Annotated in this window: 15 protein-coding genes; 10 read left to right on the top strand and 5 right to left on the bottom strand. The window is 46.8% G+C overall.

The genetic code is table 11. The annotated features are described in order from the left end of the window. The first annotated feature begins 96 nt into the window (after positions 1–96). Entirely contained in the window at positions 97–2,616 is a 2,520-nt protein-coding gene (locus ACO0K9_RS13185) for a circularly permuted type 2 ATP-grasp protein (RefSeq protein ID WP_422985578.1), read from the top strand. A 207-nt stretch (positions 2,617–2,823) separates the two neighbouring features. On the opposite strand, the gene ACO0K9_RS13180 is transcribed toward ACO0K9_RS13185, so the two are convergent. Then, positions 2,824–3,087, bottom strand: coding sequence for a type II toxin-antitoxin system PrlF family antitoxin (locus ACO0K9_RS13180; RefSeq protein WP_422985576.1), 264 nt, complete (start codon positions 3,085–3,087; stop codon positions 2,824–2,826). Between the two features lie 510 nt (positions 3,088–3,597). Between ACO0K9_RS13180 and ACO0K9_RS13175 the strand changes: the two genes are divergently transcribed. The 3 genes from ACO0K9_RS13175 to ACO0K9_RS13165 all read left to right on the top strand — a co-directional run bounded on the left by ACO0K9_RS13175 (position 3,598) and on the right by ACO0K9_RS13165 (position 8,464). Then, positions 3,598–4,350 carry a hypothetical protein gene (locus tag ACO0K9_RS13175; protein ID WP_422985574.1) on the top strand — a complete coding sequence of 251 codons (753 nt, stop codon included), beginning with the start codon at positions 3,598–3,600 and terminating at the stop codon, positions 4,348–4,350. Positions 4,351–4,562: 212 nt separating this feature from the next. After that, a complete protein-coding gene (locus ACO0K9_RS13170; RefSeq protein WP_422985572.1) occupies positions 4,563–6,722 on the top strand; it encodes an ATP-dependent nuclease in 2,160 nt (719 codons plus the stop codon). Next, positions 6,719–8,464 (top strand): UvrD-helicase domain-containing protein, encoded by a 1,746-nt coding sequence (locus ACO0K9_RS13165; protein ID WP_422985570.1) that lies wholly within the window; start codon positions 6,719–6,721, stop codon positions 8,462–8,464. The genes ACO0K9_RS13170 and ACO0K9_RS13165 overlap by 4 nt, the downstream gene beginning before the upstream one ends. Positions 8,465–8,519: 55 nt before the next feature. Here ACO0K9_RS13165 and ACO0K9_RS13160 read toward each other — a convergent pair whose 3' ends face one another. From ACO0K9_RS13160 to ACO0K9_RS13150, 3 genes are all read right to left on the bottom strand, one after another. Continuing rightward, positions 8,520–9,056, bottom strand: a complete 537-nt coding sequence (locus ACO0K9_RS13160) for a tyrosine-protein phosphatase (RefSeq protein WP_422985567.1) — start codon at positions 9,054–9,056, stop codon at positions 8,520–8,522. 517 nt (positions 9,057–9,573) lie between these two features. Next, on the bottom strand, positions 9,574–9,906 hold the full coding sequence (locus tag ACO0K9_RS13155; protein ID WP_422985565.1) for an IS66 family transposase: 333 nt from the start codon (positions 9,904–9,906) through the stop codon (positions 9,574–9,576). A gap of 133 nt (positions 9,907–10,039) precedes the next feature. Then, complete coding sequence (locus ACO0K9_RS13150; protein ID WP_422985563.1) at positions 10,040–10,729, bottom strand: hypothetical protein; 690 nt, start codon at positions 10,727–10,729, stop codon at positions 10,040–10,042. 506 nt (positions 10,730–11,235) lie between these two features. On the opposite strand from ACO0K9_RS13150, the gene ACO0K9_RS13145 reads away from it, so the two are divergent. The 3 genes from ACO0K9_RS13145 (at position 11,236) to ACO0K9_RS13135 (ending at position 14,315) form a co-directional block, all read left to right on the top strand. After that, positions 11,236–12,435: a hypothetical protein gene (locus ACO0K9_RS13145; RefSeq protein ID WP_422985561.1), complete on the top strand. Its 1,200-nt coding sequence runs from the start codon at positions 11,236–11,238 to the stop codon at positions 12,433–12,435. 141 nt (positions 12,436–12,576) lie between these two features. Then, positions 12,577–12,822, top strand: a complete 246-nt coding sequence (locus tag ACO0K9_RS13140; RefSeq protein WP_422985559.1) for a helix-turn-helix transcriptional regulator — start codon at positions 12,577–12,579, stop codon at positions 12,820–12,822. A gap of 2 nt (positions 12,823–12,824) precedes the next feature. Next, positions 12,825–14,315, top strand: a complete 1,491-nt coding sequence (locus ACO0K9_RS13135; RefSeq protein WP_422985557.1) for a YfjI family protein — start codon at positions 12,825–12,827, stop codon at positions 14,313–14,315. A gap of 355 nt (positions 14,316–14,670) precedes the next feature. On the opposite strand, the gene ACO0K9_RS13130 is transcribed toward ACO0K9_RS13135, so the two are convergent. Continuing rightward, a complete protein-coding gene (locus tag ACO0K9_RS13130; protein ID WP_422985555.1) occupies positions 14,671–15,423 on the bottom strand; it encodes a MobA/MobL family protein in 753 nt (250 codons plus the stop codon). A gap of 419 nt (positions 15,424–15,842) precedes the next feature. Here ACO0K9_RS13130 and ACO0K9_RS13125 point away from each other — a divergent pair, with 419 nt between their 5' ends. The 3 genes from ACO0K9_RS13125 (at position 15,843) to ACO0K9_RS13115 (ending at position 18,209) form a co-directional block, all read left to right on the top strand. Further along, a complete protein-coding gene (locus ACO0K9_RS13125) occupies positions 15,843–16,211 on the top strand; it encodes a hypothetical protein (RefSeq protein ID WP_422985553.1) in 369 nt (122 codons plus the stop codon). 136 nt (positions 16,212–16,347) lie between these two features. Then, entirely contained in the window at positions 16,348–16,941 is a 594-nt protein-coding gene (locus ACO0K9_RS13120; RefSeq protein WP_422985551.1) for a hypothetical protein, read from the top strand. 95 nt (positions 16,942–17,036) lie between these two features. After that, positions 17,037–18,209 carry a restriction endonuclease PLD domain-containing protein gene (locus ACO0K9_RS13115; protein ID WP_422985549.1) on the top strand — a complete coding sequence of 391 codons (1,173 nt, stop codon included), beginning with the start codon at positions 17,037–17,039 and terminating at the stop codon, positions 18,207–18,209. Positions 18,210–18,338 lie beyond the last annotated feature (129 nt).

The following is an 18,338-nucleotide window of genomic DNA, read 5'->3' as shown; positions in this document are numbered from 1 at the left end:
TAGCGACGAAGACAGTACGAATAGTACGGCTAGGAGCTGCAACGCAGCTGGGGCGGTTTTGCGTAAGTCCTAACTAAAAAGCAGAACAGGAGACGCATGGACTACACATTACTGGCAGGTTATCCAGGCACACCCGGCAGCTACGACGAAATGATGGAAGCGAGCTTGCGGCCGCGTGGGCACTGGCGCGCCATGCTCGACAGTCTGGCTGCTGAATCCCCGGCCATGATGCGCCAGCGCATTGAGGTAGTGCAGCGCCAGGTACGTGAGAACGGTGTCACCTACAACGTCTACGCCGATGCCAAGGGCATGCAGCGGCCATGGGACCTGAACGTGCTGCCGCTGATTTTGCCGTATGAAGAATGGGCACAGGTAGAGGCCGCAGTGGTACAGCGCGCCACCTTGCTCAATCGCATCCTGCTCGATGTCTATGGCGAGCAGCGCCTGCTGGCCGAAGGCTTGTTGCCACCAGCGCTGGTACACGGCCATGCCGGCTTTCTGCGGCCCTGCCAGGGCATACGTCATCAGGGTGACATCGCCTTGCACTTTTATGCGCTGGACCTGGCACGCGCGCCCGACGGCCGCTGGTGGGTGGTGGGCGACCGCACCCAGGCACCTTCCGGCGCTGGCTACGCGCTGGAAAACCGCGCCGTCATCGGCCGCATCTTCCCCGACCTGCTGCGTGACCTCAAGGTGCGCAAGCTCGAAGGTTTTTTTGACACCATGCGCGACAGCCTGGCGCACTGGGGCAGGCGCAGCGCCGGTGCAGGGCTGCGTGCGGGCGAGCCGCCACTGATGGTGCTGCTGACCCCTGGCCCGCATAACGAAACCTATTACGAACATACCTATATGGCGCGCTATCTGGGCCTGCCGCTGGTGGAAGGCGGCGACCTCACGGTGCGCAACGGCATGGTCTGGCTGAAGACCCTGTCCGGCATGCAGCGCGTGCACGTCATCGTGCGCCGGGTCGATGACGATTTCTGCGATCCGCTGGAGCTACGCGCCGACTCCGCGCTGGGCGTGGCTGGCCTGACCGACGCCGTCCGGCGCGGTACCGTGCTGGTGACCAATAGTCTGGGATCAAGCTTGCTGGAATCGGGTGCATTGCTGGGCTTTTTGCCGTCGTTGTGCCAGCGCCTGCTGGGCGAACCGCTAAAGATGCCGTCGGTGGCGACCTGGTGGTGTGGCGAAGCAGCCGCGCTGGATACAGTAGTCAGCCGCCTCGACAGCCTGGTGATCAAACCGGCGTTTCCTCAACTGCGTCAGGGGACGGTGTTTGGTGCCGACCAGCGCGGCGAGGCCCGCGCTTTGCTGATCAGGCAGTTGCGCGCCAACCCCGGCAATTATGTGGCACAAGAACTGGTGCGGCTGTCGCAGGCACCGGTCTGGAAAGAGTCCCCCCGGCCCGGCTTGTACCCCTGCGCCACGGGCCTGCGTGTATACGCCTGCGCCACGCCCAAGGGCTATGTCGTCATGCCAGGCGGGCTGACCCGCGTGGCCACCGGGCCAGATGCGCGCGTGATCACCATGCAGCAAGGTGGCGGCAGCAAGGATACCTGGGTCCAGGCCAGGGCTCAGCAAGACCTGCCACATCAGGAGCGCGGTAATGCCGAGCGGCGCGAGCCAGTGCGCGACGACACCCATCTGTCAAGCCGGGTGGCAGAAAACCTGCACTGGTTTGGTCGCAACACCGAACGTTGCGACAACATTGCCAGGTTGCTGCGCGTCACCCTCAATTTTCTTTTCCAGGTCCGGCCGGATGATCGCGGTGCCGAATGGGCAGCCATGACCGGCCTGTGCCAATGGTACTGGCTGATCGCTCCACCCGAACCAACTGATGTCACTGGTGCACCGGTGCAGCCGACCGCAATGTTGACCGATGCCGAAATCGAATCAGCGCTGCTGCGGGCCGTGGTGTCGCCGGATGTGCCGGGGCTGGTGCAGCAACAGCAGCAACTGTACCGCGGCGCCAGCCAGTTGCGCGAACGTATTTCGCTCGATAACTGGCGTGCGATCAGCAAGATGCGGCAGGACAGAGCCGTCGAAGAGCAACCATCCCAGGCCGAAGCGATGCGACGACTGGACGACGCCACCGAAACCGCCATGCTGATGTCCGGCTATGCAATGGATGGCATGAGTCGCGACCTGGGCTGGCGTTTCATGTCGCTGGGGCGACGGCTGGAACGGCTGCAATTCCAGTGCCAGATATTGCGGCGCGGACTGGCCATGGATGGTGGCGACCTGGAATGGATGTTGCTGCTGTCAGATAGCATCATCACCTACCGCGCGCGCTACCAGGCGCGGCCAGAATGGTTGCCTTTACTTGATCTGCTGCTGCTGGATGAAAGCAATACCCGCTCCATCGTGTTCCAGGTCAACGGCATCCTCAAGACCTTGCAGCAAATGGCACCAGGCCGCGGCCCCGCTGGCACCGAACAACTGGCAGCACTAGCCGATGAATTGCAGGCGCTGACACCAGAAGCAGACCTGGTCGGCGGCAGCCTCTACCTGAGCGACCTGCTGCAACGCCTGATCCAAGCCAGCGAAACCTTGTCGGAACAGATAGGTGTGCAGTTCTTTAGTCATACGGGGAAACCGGCGGGGGAGGGGAGTTAGCAACGCCTACGGCAAGAATATCCAAGCAGGCTGGCGCTGGCAGCTATTCGTCGTATTGAGGGCGCAAATGAAAGCTTCAATTTCATTACACGCAAGGCCTGTGCAGGGTTGCTTGGTTTGCTGAATTTCTTTATTACGAATAATAAGGACAGCTATCAAGCAGGGTGAAATTTTGATGTGACATTGTAGGTAGTTTGGAAGTCAACTTCATTCGTCATCATCAGACAAAGACGGCTCAAGATCCACTTCTATTTCGCCAACCAGGTTTTGAATACGCTGGCGCAAGTGACTATCCATCGCCTTGATTTGCTCAGGATGACTGGCAATATCCTTGGCGAGGAAATTCAAGAATGGCGCAAGAGCAGGGTCTTCTTGTTGCACGTCAACCGCACGAGTAATCACAACAGCACCGTCAGCACGAATGCTGCAATGGAGTTTGTCACGTTTATCCAGCTTCAAGGCGCGGCGCACGGGTTCAGGTTTGGTAACGGTCGGTCAGAGTGGACTCTACTTCGAGGGTATTGAGCATGGCTTACGAAGACATGTTAAGTAGGTAAATTTTAGTTAGGCATGGTACTGCATTGTTAATTCAAAGGTGGGGCCTTTTTATTAAGATGTTGTATTTATGGTAAATATCGAGCACTAAATTCTGATGTGACAGCCCCCTAATATTGTCATTTGCGTTTCAACATTGACTACCCCAGATGGTCAACATGAGTAGTATTCACGAACAATAGTTCAAAAATTTCTTTGGGTGATAGAGTCAGAGTAAGATGAATTTTATTCATTGTTTGTGTTTTTTTGTACATAAAAAATATTGTAAAAAAGGTCATCTTGGCTTAAGCTGATTTGCATTTTTAAATCTGAAGATGGACCTGTCCGGGCGTCAATTTCAGCTTACCTTTTCCTTGGATTGCGCATGCCAATACGCTTTGTAAAGAACAAATCAAGACTGCCTTTATGGACCACTTGGGGTGGCTCATGTTGACTGATCATAAGAAGCTTCAGAAGATATTTGCATTCCTAGAGGAACATCACCACTGGAGTATTAATTTCCAGATGGAGGAATGGATGAATATGCTAGGCGGTTGCAGTAATGCCGGTGATCGCTTGAATGCGCTGTTATACGGAATAGCGAACACACAATCACAGCCAAACCTTGATTACTTGGCGGAGTTTTGGCAGAAACTTCACGATCACTATCGTCACTCGAACGATACCAGGCTTAGCGCATTTTGCCGATTCCTTGGCAAGGACACAGGGAAGCCGCTGACCGACCTTTACACTGGTCTTGTGGCGCATAAAGGATGGGGGCATAAAACGGCGGCGCTGTTCGTCAAGAACGTCATCAACATCCATCGGTCGGACACAAGACGGTTGCACATCTTTCGGGATGGACGACGGCTAGCTAGAAACATCGGCAAGGACGAGCGTATTTATTTGCCAGTTGATGCGGTGATAGCATTCATTTTTGGTCTGCAAGGAGAAAGCGTTGATGTGCGATTTCGTCGTATAAACGAACACATTCAAGAATTCGCCAAAGGGCAGCCAGAGCAGATGCTTGTATGGGATGATCTCTGGTTCTGGGGATTCATTACACAAAGAGGTAAAGGTGCTGACCGCTCCATGGAATGGAATGCTCCGAAATTCTGGGCAATGCGTTCGCATTCAAAATCGGATGTACTGGAGCTTCAAACATTGGCGGCCAAATTCATTAAGATTGTTCAAACCTAAAGGTACATAGTCCGTAGGTGCGTGAGGTTGTTTTAATTCTTAAAGTAAATCAGTACAAGTTTTTGTAACCTCATGGGGGTCGTCCTTGACGTACTGAGCGGTCTTGGGCATACCGACTCAGTTTTTAGAGCATTGACAAAAAACATGTTTGCCGGTCATGTCCGTCCGGGCGTAACATATCTCACGCACAAAAATTAAAATTGGGTGGGGCAATGCACATTCACAAAGTGACGATCAGAAATTTCCGTCTGTTGGCTGACGTAGAGTTGGCATTGGAGAAAGATAGTACCGTCATCGTCGGACGCAATAATAGTGGTAAAACTTCTGCGGCAGAGGTGGTGCGACGATTTTTGATGGACTCCAAACTGACGTTCCAAATCGAAGATTTCTCCAATGTATCGTACGACGGATTCTGCGAAGCCCTAAAAGCAAAAAATGATGGGAAGGAAGACGTGGAAATCCGCAGTCTTCTCCCAAGCATCGAACTGAAACTCTTCTTTCGCTATGACAATGCGATTCCTCTTGGCCCGCTGAGCGAATTTGTAATCGACCTCGAACCGGCCTCTGACGAGGCATTGATCGTGGTGCGCTATGAACTTCGTGCAGGCGGCATTGACGCATTCTTCGAGGGGCAGCCCGCTGCCCCGCTAACGCCGGAGTCACGCGTCAAGTTTTTTCGGGCACTACGTGAGCGTATTCCTGGCCACTTCGAAACGCTCTTATGGGCTGAAGACCCGAGCGATCAATCCAATCGTAAAGTGCTGCCACACACGGCGCTGCGGCCATTGCTGAAAACGGGTTTTGTTAACGCTCAGCGTGGCTTGGATGATGTGACCTACAAGGAAACTGATGTTTTGGCAAAGGTTCTGGAGAGCCTCTTCACTACTGCTCAATCGCCTACCGCGAGAGCAGAGGACCGAGCAATTGCCGAAGGTCTTCAAGACGCGGTCCGAACCATTCAGGTTGGTATTGATACTGACTTCAATGGTAAGCTAAAACAGTTGCTGCCGACTTTCGCAGAGTTCGGATATCCAGGCCTCGGCGGTCCCGAGATTCAAACCGAAACCACGCTTGATGTAAAACGCCTGCTATCAAATCATACAAAAGTGCGATACGAAGGTTACAGTGGCGTGCCGTTACCTGAGGCTTACAACGGCCTAGGTGCACGAAATTTGATTTTTATACTTCTTCAAATTGTTGGCTTTTACAAATCGTATCGAGCTGACCCTAAAGCAGCAGGTGTACATCTTGTTTTCATTGAGGAACCTGAGGCGCATCTTCATCCACAAATGCAGGAAGTGTTCATCAGGCAGCTTTTATTCATCGCCCAGAAACTGAACGCTCAGCAACCGGACGCAGAGCCTTGGCCTGTACAGTTTGTTGTTTCAACCCATTCTTCACATGTTGCCAATGAAGCGGGATTTGAATCAATTCGTTACTTCCTTTCCACGCAAGCCGACACTGCTGCCGGAGTGCGACAGACCAAAATCAAGGATTTCCGGCAGGGACTCAAGACAACGACTCCTGATGACAAGAAGTTCCTACATCAATACCTAACTTTGACTCGCTGCGATCTTTTTTTTGCTGATAAGGCAATTTTGGTTGAAGGGCTAAGTGAGCGTCTGATGCTTCCAACGATTATCAAGAAACTGGAGGACGCCGATCCTAAAGCGCCCAAGTTGTCGAGTCAATATACGACGGTTATGGAAGTAGGCGGTGCCTATGCCCATATCTTTTTTGAGCTACTTGATTTCCTTGAGCTGCGTTCCCTCATCATCACGGATATCGATTCAGTTGAGAAGCCCGGTGGCTCAGCATGTGAAGTACACAAAGGCGGGGCTACGAGCAATGCATGCCTAAAATCGTGGTTCGATGGCTCCGATATGTCGATTACAGGGTTATTAGCGAAGACAGAAGCCGAAAAATTATGTAGGAAAAGGCGAATCGCCTTTCAGCATCCTGAAGTCGTCAAGGGTCCGTGTGGGCGAACATTCGAAGATGCCTTTATGTTGGCAAATGGTGTTACGTTCGGCGTCGCCGGATCAACCTCAGACGAATTGGAAGCCAGCGCAATGGCCCTGGCGAGTAAAGTGAAAAAGTCAGAATTTGCACTGAAGTATGCAATCAAGGAAACAATCTGGGTCGCACCTCGATACCTCGTGGATGGCGTTAAGTGGCTGGCTGCGATTGATATTTCCGGAACGGCGAACCCGGCACTTGTCCACGCCGCCGCTGGTGCGACAGCTCCAGTCCCAGATCCTGCGATCTCGGCACCTGTTGCGAAAATGGTGGCGAAACCCACTTTAAAAGCGTCGGCGAAACCAGCAGCGGCACAGCCTGTCGTCAAGGTCGTTCAGAAGGTGAAGAAATGACATCCATAAATAAGAGCCCAGCGGAGCTTGCCAGCGAACAGGCGATAGCCGCGGTATACGATTGCCTTACGAGCGGTAAATCTTTTCTGCTTGAAGCTGGTGCCGGTGCAGGAAAAACCTACTCATTAGTTAAAGCTCTTCGTTTTCTATGTTCTCGTGATGAGTTTAAACTGCCAAGAAATCACCAAAGAATTGCTTGTATTACGTTCACCAATGTTGCCAAAGATGAAATTGTCACACGCACAGATCGCGACCCTTTGATTCATTGCGATACGACGCATGCATTTTGTTGGTCGCTTATTAGCGGTTTCCAAAAGCAGCTTCGCTCTATATTGCCGACTTTAAAACAATGGTCTGAGAAATTTGAGGAGGTTGGCCCAATTCAAAATCGCACGGTTGAATACAGTCTTGGATTTAGATCCATAAAGGATGACCGGGTTTTTATCCACCATGATGATGTGTTACCTTTGACCATCGCATTGATGGAGAACGAGAAATTTAGACGTATCTTCGCAGATAAATATCCGGTTGTCCTCATCGACGAATATCAGGACACTGATGCAGATTGGGTCGAAGCAGTGAAGACCAAATTTCTGGGACAAACTCAGTCGCCGCAGTTTGGCTTCTTTGGTGATTTTTGGCAAAAAATTTATGGCGACGGTTGCGGACGGATCGATCACCCAGCGATTGTTCGGATCGGAAAAGAAGCAAATTTTCGATCTGTTCCTGCCATCGTTAATTGCCTAAATAGGATGCGACCTGAGTTAAAGCAAATGGTTGAGAAACCTGAGGATGTAGGTAGCGTAAAAGTATTTCATACGAACAAATGGATGGGTGAGCGGCAGTCGAGTAATCACTGGAAAGGTGATTTACCGACCGAAGTATCACATACTGTTCTTGAAAGCGTATGCAATCAGCTTAAAGGTGACGGGTGGAATTTGTCAGCCACAACAACAAAAATTTTAATGCTGACCCATCGGGTACTGGCTACCGAACAAGGCTATGCAAGTCTACCCGGTATTTTTGAATACAACGAATCGTTTGCAAAAAAGGAAAATGATTACATCGCCTATTTTGTCGTTATGTTGGAGCCCGCATGTGTTGCATATAGCGAGCGAAAATTTGGCAAGATGTTTGAGGCACTCGGCGGGAAGATTCCAGGAATACAAACTAAAGCTGACAAGATTGCATGGGCGTCCTCAATGGACGAGCTTTTAAAACTTAGGGCACAAGGGGCAGTTGGTAATGTCATCGATCATTTGCGAAAGATACGACGTCCAAGATTGCCTGAATCCCTTGAACAGCAACATAAAGATTTAGACGAATTTGACAAAACGAAAGGCGAAGAGATGCCGCGTCGACTATCGGAGCTTGACGCACTACGCGCGGTCCCATATGCTGAGATCGTCAGCCTCTCTGATTACTTAACAGGGCATTCGCCGTTTGAGACGAAGCATGGTGTTAAAGGTGCGCAATTTGAAAATGTATTAGTCGTAGTTGGACGCGGTTGGAACCAATATAATTTCAACGAAATGCTGGAGTTGGCACAGGACTCGCAACACGTACCAGCCAAACGACAAGCCGCCTACGAGCGGAACAGAAATCTTTTCTACGTTGCTTGCTCACGACCAAAGCGGAGGCTTGCGTTAATCTTCACGCAGGAATTAAGTGCTGCAGCATTGAAGACGCTGGAGATGTGGTTCGGAACAGAGACGGTTGAAGCGATAGCATTTCCGCCATAATTGGAGACCACCATACATCAAAATTGGTAGCACAAGCCGCACTCTATACATCCATTTACACACCAAAAAGTGCTTGCTTCAGTCTATGTGGGTCGATCAGCGGATTACATGAACGATTGCACAATCCATCAATTGCCTGTAAAACAGATTTGCGTTCGGCGTCGCTGCTCAGCAAAAATTCCTCAACAACGATTTCTCTAGGGATGCCTATAAGTAACAATGTGGCAGCAACTACGACGCCTGTGCGATCCCGCCCTGAGGTGCAATGAATATAGACTGGCCATTGAGTCGCAGGATCAACGAATGTTCCCAGAACCGAGGCAATCCAGCGCCGCACCTTTGAATGGCTAGTGTCGTAATTCTCAACTGAATCAATAGCTGGAAGGTGTATCAGTTTTGCATCAAGATGTTGTGGGTCTGGCCCTTGACGTAAATTGATAATTGTCTTGGGAAAACCCAAATCTGCAAGTGTAGACATGGCGTCAAATTTACCGCCACGAATTAAGCGACCAAGTGGAAGCGGAACCTCATCAAGCCAAAGTCCCAAGGCATCGCTGACATCACGAAAATTCACAGGATGTTGTTGGTGCATTGCAAGTTAAGTATTAGTTTTAAAATGGGTGATTCAAGCATTTCCCGGGCAAATAAATCGCGATGAATATGTTGTTCACCTGACGATCTTATTTTTTTCCTGAGATTTGACATCAAGGTCAATTAGGATAGGGTGCCACTCATTGAGTGGCCTAATGAATTCTACTTTATTTCTGCATAAGGACTATTGGTCAATTTATTGGTATTTAAATACCCTTTGGCTAAAAAGCACGAAACTTTGGATGTGAAAACAAACAAAAAACCCGCTCAAGCACAAGGCTAAAAGCGGGTTTTTTGTATCCAACAGATTACTCTGCCAGAAAATTCTGGTGGGATAGGTGGACTTGAATAATGCATCAGAGCCCTTTATATTAAAGGTATTTAAAATTAAGAATTGAATTGGTACCCGCAAAAGTACCCTTAAAAATATTGTGTGCAATTTGCTAATTTATATTTGACTTACATATGAAATTCTTTTACTACGTTAAATAAATTTATCTAAATATGGTACGTCGGTATCAAACTATAGATATTGCACTGGCATGCGTGTCGGCTAGTACATCAATGAACATCCTAGTTTTTCTGCCTGCGATGAATGGGCGGATGCCATGCTCTACGGCGTTGTTATAGATGGGGTCAATGCAATCATCGGCACACCGGTTCAGATAGTTCCTTTGGTTACCCATATACGTGATCGCTTTGCACAGCAAACCTTTTGGCAGAACATCATCTGCTTGCTGGCCCAGTCGTCTCCTGAGAGCAGTTAGCACCTCCACGCTATGCTGCTGGTCCAAGCGGAAAGTGTAGTGAGTGCGTGTGCAGTCGATCGGCAAGTCACCGCTGGCCAGCATTCGACTTTGTAAAACCAAGCAATTATCTCCGCCTTTTGCCTGGCACAGCTATAGGTGTTTCCTAGCGCCCTGGCTGCCTTGTCCAATAATAGAAACCAACTCAAGAAATATACTCACGTTTATACAGCATCGGCTATGGTTTAAATTTCCTACTTGCTAACTCTGCAATGGTTAGTGCATCGTTTTGCTGATGGGGGTGTTGTTCGCGATTAGAGCTAAAGAGCGTTTTTTCATCTTCGACGGTGTTCGCGGATATGCCGAATTTGGTGGCAGCTTCAGAGTCAATCGCCGTGTTGAGTAGAAAAAGATTTTGTCCTTGCGGGGCAATTGCACGATCAGGAAAACAAGTCAATGTATAGAACAATCCTTTGTTTCGCTTGCGGATTTCATTAAACGGATTTGTCAGAAATGTTTTTGCACCCTCCATTGGATTGCATGCATTTACTGTCTGATTAGGCGGATTCATCGCTAATTTTTCCAACAATGAAGGTGTCGCAATCAGAAAAAAAAGTATGCGATTAAAGAATGAATCTCGCACAATATTCTTTTTTTCAAGCACCAGGTTAATACGTTCTATTAAGCTTATGTCAAGGGTGATGGTGAGTTTAGTCTTATGAATCAGTTTTCTCTGACTCATAGATTTGTAAACTTCATCAGAATTGCGGAATGTCATTTCCGTTTCTAACAATTCAATTTCCTGAGTCAAAAGATCATTTAAAAACGCATCACGATTAATGTGTAATTGGGAAAATTGGTTTTGAATCTCGCAAGCGATACTGGTAGCGATTTGCACGGTAATTCTGGATTTGCTATTTTCTGACATATATCTGAATGCTGATGAGCAATCAGCTGAATACGAAATGGCAATCAAGTATATGTCAGTTGGCATCCATCTGCATTTTCAATTTCATCGATAAATAAACGAAATAAAAAAATGCATTGCAATATTTTCAAGTCACTGCTCTTTTATTAAAAAGCAATAAAATTGCCCTAAAACTCTAAAAGGTAGTTAATATAAAAATGACAATTATTCAATTGCGCGCAGATCAAACAGCATTGGCAGATCAGTTTACTCAGACATCTGGGCTGCTACTGACTTACTACATTTAGCATCCATATTTATGCCAATTGACATATATAAAGATGATTGCCAGAGTGAATTGTAATGTCTACTAAAACCTGATATGTAACTAAATGACGTCAAGTCTAATAAGCGTTGTACTTGGTACAAAGTATCATTTCACTTGCTTATGATGCGGCAATTATTCATCAACACCCTTGCAAATATTAATAACACATGCAGTAACTTAATAATAACGGATTAATGACATGAAGTTACCAGACAGACCGCTTCCTGAAAAATTGATTTGCAGCCTTAAAGAAGCAGCAGCAAAGTTGGGATGGGAGACGCGCACGCTTCTGAATTTGGGGGCTGAGGGCAAGCTCAGATTTTGTATCTCTATACCAAAGCACAAAGTTTTGATTTATGCCGTTCAAAGAGATTGGATACCAAAATTCGCAGCTCTAAAGCCAAATCGCTTCGGCAGCAGGATGCAGAGAGGTTCCGGCGACATTGTCAAAGACTTGCAATATTTATTGCTGAATTCCTCCGATTGTGTTGATCTTCTTCACTTCCAAAAGATTGAACAGGAGGTTTTTGAGATGGGGTATCTGCTCATTGATTCAATGTTATCGACTCTTCCTGTTGATGAAGAAGTAGTTCCAGATGAACTTATTATTGATGATTCTGGTCCAGAGCCTATAACGGTTACGGTGATACCCGATCTACCCCCTAAGCTGGTTTTTTGTACCAACAACATAAATGTCATACAACATGATTATTGGGATAAGCAGTTTCTGGAACCATTGCAAATCACTGATGAGCAAGTATTTATTTCTACAGCCGAATTGCATGCGTTTTTAGAAAGTCAATCAACGGTCAGTGTGACACCGGCATTAAATGGGCATCGTGACATTGTTAAGAAAAGCTGGCCATTGAAATTGCAGAGATTAGTAGAGGTGCATGAGGATTTTTGGAAAGACACGAAGTGCAGCGAAGAAGTCAGAGAAGAATTAAGAGTCCTTTATATTCAGGGCGACAATTCTCATGAGGCGCAGAAAATACGGCGCGACAGCATCAAGGCAAGAGAGCTTAAAATTCGTGTTCAACTAAAAAAACTCAAATCACAAACTAGAATGTTTCTTTTTAGTTCAGAGTCATTGCTGCAAGGCTCCATAAATATCATCAAGCCTGACAGGTTGCAGCCCGCACAAAAATTGAATGCAGAAACTAAAAATAGGTCAGAGGGCAAACCCCCGTATCACAGTTCACAACTTGCTGCGCTAATTGCAGTTGCCGACGTGGATATTAATTCCAAAGAAGAAAACATAACCAGGGAGAAAATAAGACAAATTCTGATGAAAAAGTATCACTTTAGCGGTAATGATGCAGCAATAGGTGCCACGATTTTGCGGCATGAAGACGCGCCCAAAGGTCGTCCAAGAAATAAAGTTGCAAATAATAGTTGAGTCACAATTACTTTTTTATTCAAGGACTTACCGTTCAAAAAAAATAGTTGATGCAATAAGTCTTGAAGTTGCATCATTTTTTTAACATATGAAATATTGGAAAATTCTTTCGCTTCTCAACGAAACCAAAGAGGTCCCAAAGTGAACGAAATCCCGAAATTAAAATCTATTTTGCGCCTTGCAAAAGTCCTGGTCCGTACGGGCTTGTCAAGGTCTGCACTTTATCAAAAATTGGATGAAAAAAGTCCGCATTTTGATCCGCTTTTCCCCAAGCAGATCAAGCTCGGAGCAAATGCTGTAGGCTGGATTGAGTACGAAGTGGACAACTGGATTGAGTCCCGTATACAGGCCAGTCGTCCGACTATTCATTTGGAAGCGAAGGTGTAATTGTGAATAGCTTCAACACGAATATACAAGATAAAAATTTGATTCGGAACTTCCGCCCAGATTTCCCCATTGGCTCATTGCCCCCAATATTGCAGAACGTTGTATCCGCCGTAAAGGCAAATACGCAAGCGCCTCTTAGCCTGGTGGCGTCGTCTGCATTGGCAGCCATTTCACTTGCCTGTCAACGCATTATTGTCGTTCGTCGCCCCAACGGCATGGAAGGTCCAGTATCATTGTATCTGATTGGTATTGCCGAATCTGGTGAACGTAAGTCAACAGTCGACTCTTTTTTTACAAAACCAATTCGCCAGTATGAAATTGCGCTGGCAAAGAAATTCAGTAAAAAATTGGATGAGCATTTTGCAGAACTTAATGCTTGGAAAATAGAAGTAAAAGCAGTATCGTCCGCAATCAAGAAACAAAAAAAACAGGGCGCATGTACAGTATTACTTGAGCAAAAAATTGCGGAGGTTTTGCTGCGTGAGCCACATGTTCCCAGCCAGATCAAGTTGCTGTATTCGGATACGACGCCAGAGGCACTTCAACATGGCCTGGCAGAAAATGGCAAGTCTGCTGGCATTTTTGCTGACGAGGGCGGTATTTTCTTTGACGGCTATGGGAAGGGAGGGCTCCCCATTTATAACGCGTTGTGGAGTGGTACGCCTATTGATGTTGCACGCCGCAGTACAGTCAGCTTCACCCTTGAAGACGCACGACTTACTATGACTCTCATGGTACAAGAGAAGGTGTTTCAGAAATACCTGTCGCAATATGGTGATCTTGCCCGAAGCAACGGTTTTTTTGCACGCTGTCTTTTGACTCATCCGTACACAACACAAGGCACCAGGTTTTTGCAAAATCAATTGCCTCTGGAAGAACCCATTAATGCGTTTAATGCGCGTCTGACGGAAATCCTCGAATCCAATGACACAACTGAAGTGGGCAGCCTTACATTGAAATTTTCTTGTGACGCTGGAATCCGTTGGATTGAAATCTATAATCATATTGAAGCACAGTTAGGACCTTATGGCCTTTATGCCGACATGAAGGATTTTGCTGCGAAGATGGCCGAGAACATTGCAAGGATTGCGGCGCTTTTTCACTATTTTGAAGGCAACGTTGGCGATATTTCGCTTAAAGATGTGAACAGTGCATCTGACATTGTTTTTTGGTACGCTGAAGAATTCAAGCGCATATTTGTGCCATTGCCACAGATACCCGAAGTCGAGCGTGATGCAAATGAACTTGAGTCCTGGCTGATTAATAAGGTAGGCGCACATGGATGGCGGTCCGTTAGGAAAAATATCATCTTGAAAACAGGACCAAATTCCTTGCGTTCCAAAGGCCGTCTGGATGCCGCCATTGAACAGTTGATACAACAAAATAAAGTTTTCCTATTTCAGTGTGACAAATATGGAAATCCATGTTTCGATGGAAAAACTACCTGGATTGATTTTAATGGTCTGTACCAGAATCCTTTTACCCGTTGGTAGCCCCTATCAAATCAGGTCACCTGGCCTTACTGTCAGATCCAATTGCGTTGAACAGTCAGCCTCATTCCTGCTTGTAGTACATCCCTTCTTCTTTCAATGCCTGCATTGATTGCCATCCGACCACAACATCCGATGCTGCCAGTAATCACCTGGCAATTCGGATTTGACTTTGATGTGCCAGTCATCCGCTTGTCTGATAATATTTGGAATCTTGTGGCTGCTATCGACAAGTAGCTTTTTGAAGCATGCCATATCTCAATTTTTCACCAGTCAGTTTTGGAAAGACCGCTATTCCTGCTACAAGTAGCAGGAATAGCGCCGATATGGAAACGCGAAGATATATTTCTGTGCTTTTTTAGCGGGTGACACGGACCATCTGAGTTTGCGTACTTCCGCCAGACTGCCTGAGATTATTGACCAATTGTTTTTCTTCAGCAGACATTTTTTTGACACCCAGGAATCCTAAGTGTTTTTCTGGAACACGTTCTATGCCCCGGTCCTTGTTGCTACGATGATCAACCTTTACATCATACCCTGATTGCTCTAATGCAGAATTTTGTATCTGCGCCCATGTGGCGCGGGTTTGCGTGAGAGCCTCTTTCATTGCGATACGATCTTTGCCGCCGCTATCCTTTTTACATCCACCCAATTCAGGATTTGCGGAATTGTACCGTTTGAAATGTTGTTCGGGTAGTCGGTCAATGCCGTCATCTATCCTGTCTGAATACATTACATGCGCATGTGGCTGCTCAGTTTTCCCCAGGGCCGCAACAGGTGAATGAACTGCAAATTGGTACGGCTTGCTTCCAATTTCTGAAGCAATAAATTCTCTGACAATTTCCAGTTGCTGATCCCGACATAGTTCTTGCGGCAGAGCCAAGACGTATTCACGATAAGCGGCACCATTGACACGTTCATGTTTGTCTGCCATCTTCCAGAAGTATCTAGGATCGTCGGCTGACCAGTCTGGCAAGTTGCCATAAGCTTTGGCGATCAGGTCAGACGTTTCCTCGTCTCTGGCATGTCGCCCTTCACGAACAATGTAATCCGCGTGACTTGCTGCTTTTCCTCTTTTTCCACTCTTGATGCTGCAATGATAGCTGGCCATGTTTTCTTCCCTTACTGATTCATGATGGATCAAATGAAGACAGGAGATCCTGCTTCATCGGTGAAATTGGGAAGAGAGAAATGAGCTTGTCTATGCTAAACGCGAGAAAGGTTAAGTGCGCCTCCCTTTATCCCCCTAGTAGTCAAGCAATTATTTGATTGATGATTACTTACTCTCTTCATAACATGTATGTGTGAGTAAAAAAATACTTTCAGTATTGAGGGTTATAGATTATTGAGTGGAGTCACCACAGTGAAGTCCACTCATCTGTAACACAAGGTCAGAGATTGATTTTAAGAAAGATATTGCTCTTCAACAGAACAACTATATTGAAAACTGATATAGAAAAGAAGCAAACATATTGAAATTCAGAAATTCATTCCCAGATTGTATTTTTAATTAACAATATGGTAATGTCGATGAACTCAAGCAACGTTACAGGTGCAAAATTTGGTCAACTATTTCGGCTGTGTGACATCCTGGATTCAATGTATCAAACCGCAGTCGGTGGTGAAGTCACTGTACGACCTGGAATGGAACGTAATGCGCAAGACGCATTTAATAGTATTGTCAACTTTATCGAATTGCTTACTGATGAAAAAGTGATGGAAATTCAGGCATTAATGTCGATGGGGTATAACTCAGATGAAAGTTATGAAGTAAACCTGAACGATGCGAGAGCTAACTTTAGTGAGTTCTCTCGCAGCCAGGTGAGTGGTAAAGGCTCTAATCTCAAAGGCTACATTGAGACTGGTTTGCGTAAGCGAAATGAACAGCGCGGTCAATGAAATTGATGCTCACTTTTTTCAATTAATTTTATAGCTGTATTCTCTTTCAACAGTGGCTGTTCCGGTGATATCTGTCTGTTAGGGAATCCACTTATCAGCAACATCCAAAGTGAATAACTGTTAGGAAAAAATACCAATGGCAAGTGCAAGAGAAAAATTGCCCCAGTTAGGGCTGTGGGATAGCGAAGTGAGCAAGCCGAACCACGATACCATTACCTTGTGGGCTCACAAGCATGCTGAGATGTTGGCGCGCCAGTACGTTACGACATACGCGGACCATTTTAATGAGCGTGGCATCGACTTGCTTCCTGACTGGCCACATGCGCTGTTAGAGAGAAATCCAGAGCTAGGAATGCCTCCTCCCAAGTGCCCCACGTTAGTGTCCAAGCGCGAACTGGAAGCTGTTCTGCGAGGGCGATCTGAAGGCGCGAGTCGATACAACCCGATTCTGGGATATGGGGATCTGTTACTGCATTGCGAGGCACATGTGCTTGGCACGATTGAATCAGAACGTCCTCGTAAAAAGGAATGGTGGGTGGAGACAATGCGGTTTCAAATCCTGGTGGAAGTGAAGACTGAACTTCCGACACTTGGGGAATTGATGCGTCAACTGAATCTCTATCGTGAATCAGTGCGCCATGTCATCGTCGTTGCACCTGATGAAAAATATGCAGAACTATTGTCCGAGCAAGGTATTCTTTTTGTGCGATATGATGCAGATCTAACATAAGCAAAGTAAATGGGGAACAATAATGGCGATACATTGCAAGGTACTCAAGACGAGAAGTGAATATCTTTTTTAAAATTTAAATCTGAGGAGCAATTTTGGAATTAATATTCATACCGGACCGAGGTGTTGGTGCCTTAACTGGGATATACCAACGTGCGTTTAAGCATTCGAAGGAGTTGTACATCGTCAGTGCTTATTTGACCAATTGGGACGTCAAAAGTCCGTTGGGTGAGCAATGTAAGAATTTCCGACTGATCGTTGGCAAAGACTTTGGTATCACGCGCAAGAAGGCGTGTATTGATGTGATGAAATGGCTGCCAAATGAGAGACGAGCACAGTTTTTGGTAGCCGATCAGGTAACAGGATTTCATCCTAAAGCTGTATTTTGGAAAGAGGTTGACGGCACGTGTTTTGCATTGGTGGGGTCGTCAAATTTATCCAAAGCTGCCTTTGAGTCCAATTGCGAAGTCAATAGTTTCTCTGAAATTAGCGAAGAGAGTTTCAAGGTAGTTAAAAATTGGGTCGCCATACTCTCTGAAAAGTCCGTTGTTGTGTCGGAATCTTGGCTACAGAAGTATGTTGAAGCCACTCCGCCGAAGAGACCTGATCATTCATCGCTGTTTGCGGACACACCTTTATTCGAATTGGTGCTTCCTGACATTACCGATAAAGGCAGCTTGGAAAGACATCTTAACCACCGCAGAAAACGGATGAAAGTCTTCAAGAAAAATCGTGATGATCTAGAAAGTCTTTTCAGAAAAACTGCTCGACTGCAGTGGTCAGAAGAGACGGGTAGACGATTCTACACTGCCTTAAACAACCTGTGGGAATCCGGCGAGAGTGGCAGCCGGTTCCAGGGAGCAGGTTGGGAGCGTAGCGGACGTTCAAGCAATTTCGTGGAACTGGCGCGCAGTGTCGTTGCAGTGCTCAACTGTGACCCTTTCGAACGAGATGATACTGTGAGTCGAGAGATTGATAGGCTCGCTGAGAAAAGAATTCCCACGAGAAGCGCCTTATTTTCAGAGATGCTTTGTCAATTTTTCCCTGCCGAATTCCCGGTTCTGAACGAGCCTGTTAGAGATTGGCTCAAACAGACAAGCTTTACTCCCCCAAGAGGTGCTTCCGAAGGAGCGAAATACATCGATTTGGCCATAAAGTTGCGCTCTGCGTTGCGGCAGTCTCAATCCTGTGCTGCAAGAAATCTCGCTGAACTTGACGCTTTAATCTGGCTCGCTAATCAACCGAGAGAATACTATGCGGATGCATAAGCAGGTTTTGTAAGCGGTAATAAATTAAAATTATCTGTACATGCAAATTTTCAAATAGCCAGTTACATATCCCATTACGACTGCTTATCGATTTGTTTGTCAGCACACAGCGCCAAGTGCGATACAAGC

The sequence above is a fragment of the Undibacterium sp. Ji50W genome, assembly GCF_049340445.1.
Lineage (GTDB): Bacteria > Pseudomonadota > Gammaproteobacteria > Burkholderiales > Burkholderiaceae_D > Undibacterium.
Note: the sequence above shows the minus strand (reverse complement) of the source record. Positions and strands in the feature narration are given on the sequence as shown.

Excerpts from the sequence above, each read along its gene's own strand:
- ACO0K9_RS13165 (WP_422985570.1), top strand. The coding sequence starts at position 6,719 with ATGACATCCATAAATAAGAGCCCAGCGGAGCTTGCCAGCGAACAGGCG.
- ACO0K9_RS13120 (WP_422985551.1), top strand. The coding sequence starts at position 16,348 with ATGGCAAGTGCAAGAGAAAAATTGCCCCAGTTAGGGCTGTGGGATAGC.
- ACO0K9_RS13155 (WP_422985565.1), bottom strand. The coding sequence starts at position 9,906 with ATGCTGGCCAGCGGTGACTTGCCGATCGACTGCACACGCACTCACTAC.
- ACO0K9_RS13170 (WP_422985572.1), top strand. The coding sequence starts at position 4,563 with ATGCACATTCACAAAGTGACGATCAGAAATTTCCGTCTGTTGGCTGAC.
- ACO0K9_RS13125 (WP_422985553.1), top strand. The coding sequence starts at position 15,843 with ATGAACTCAAGCAACGTTACAGGTGCAAAATTTGGTCAACTATTTCGG.
- ACO0K9_RS13150 (WP_422985563.1), bottom strand. The coding sequence starts at position 10,729 with ATGTCAGAAAATAGCAAATCCAGAATTACCGTGCAAATCGCTACCAGT.
- ACO0K9_RS13130 (WP_422985555.1), bottom strand. The coding sequence starts at position 15,423 with ATGGCCAGCTATCATTGCAGCATCAAGAGTGGAAAAAGAGGAAAAGCA.
- ACO0K9_RS13185 (WP_422985578.1), top strand. The coding sequence starts at position 97 with ATGGACTACACATTACTGGCAGGTTATCCAGGCACACCCGGCAGCTAC.
- ACO0K9_RS13175 (WP_422985574.1), top strand. The coding sequence starts at position 3,598 with ATGTTGACTGATCATAAGAAGCTTCAGAAGATATTTGCATTCCTAGAG.
- ACO0K9_RS13160 (WP_422985567.1), bottom strand. The coding sequence starts at position 9,056 with ATGCACCAACAACATCCTGTGAATTTTCGTGATGTCAGCGATGCCTTG.
- ACO0K9_RS13145 (WP_422985561.1), top strand. The coding sequence starts at position 11,236 with ATGAAGTTACCAGACAGACCGCTTCCTGAAAAATTGATTTGCAGCCTT.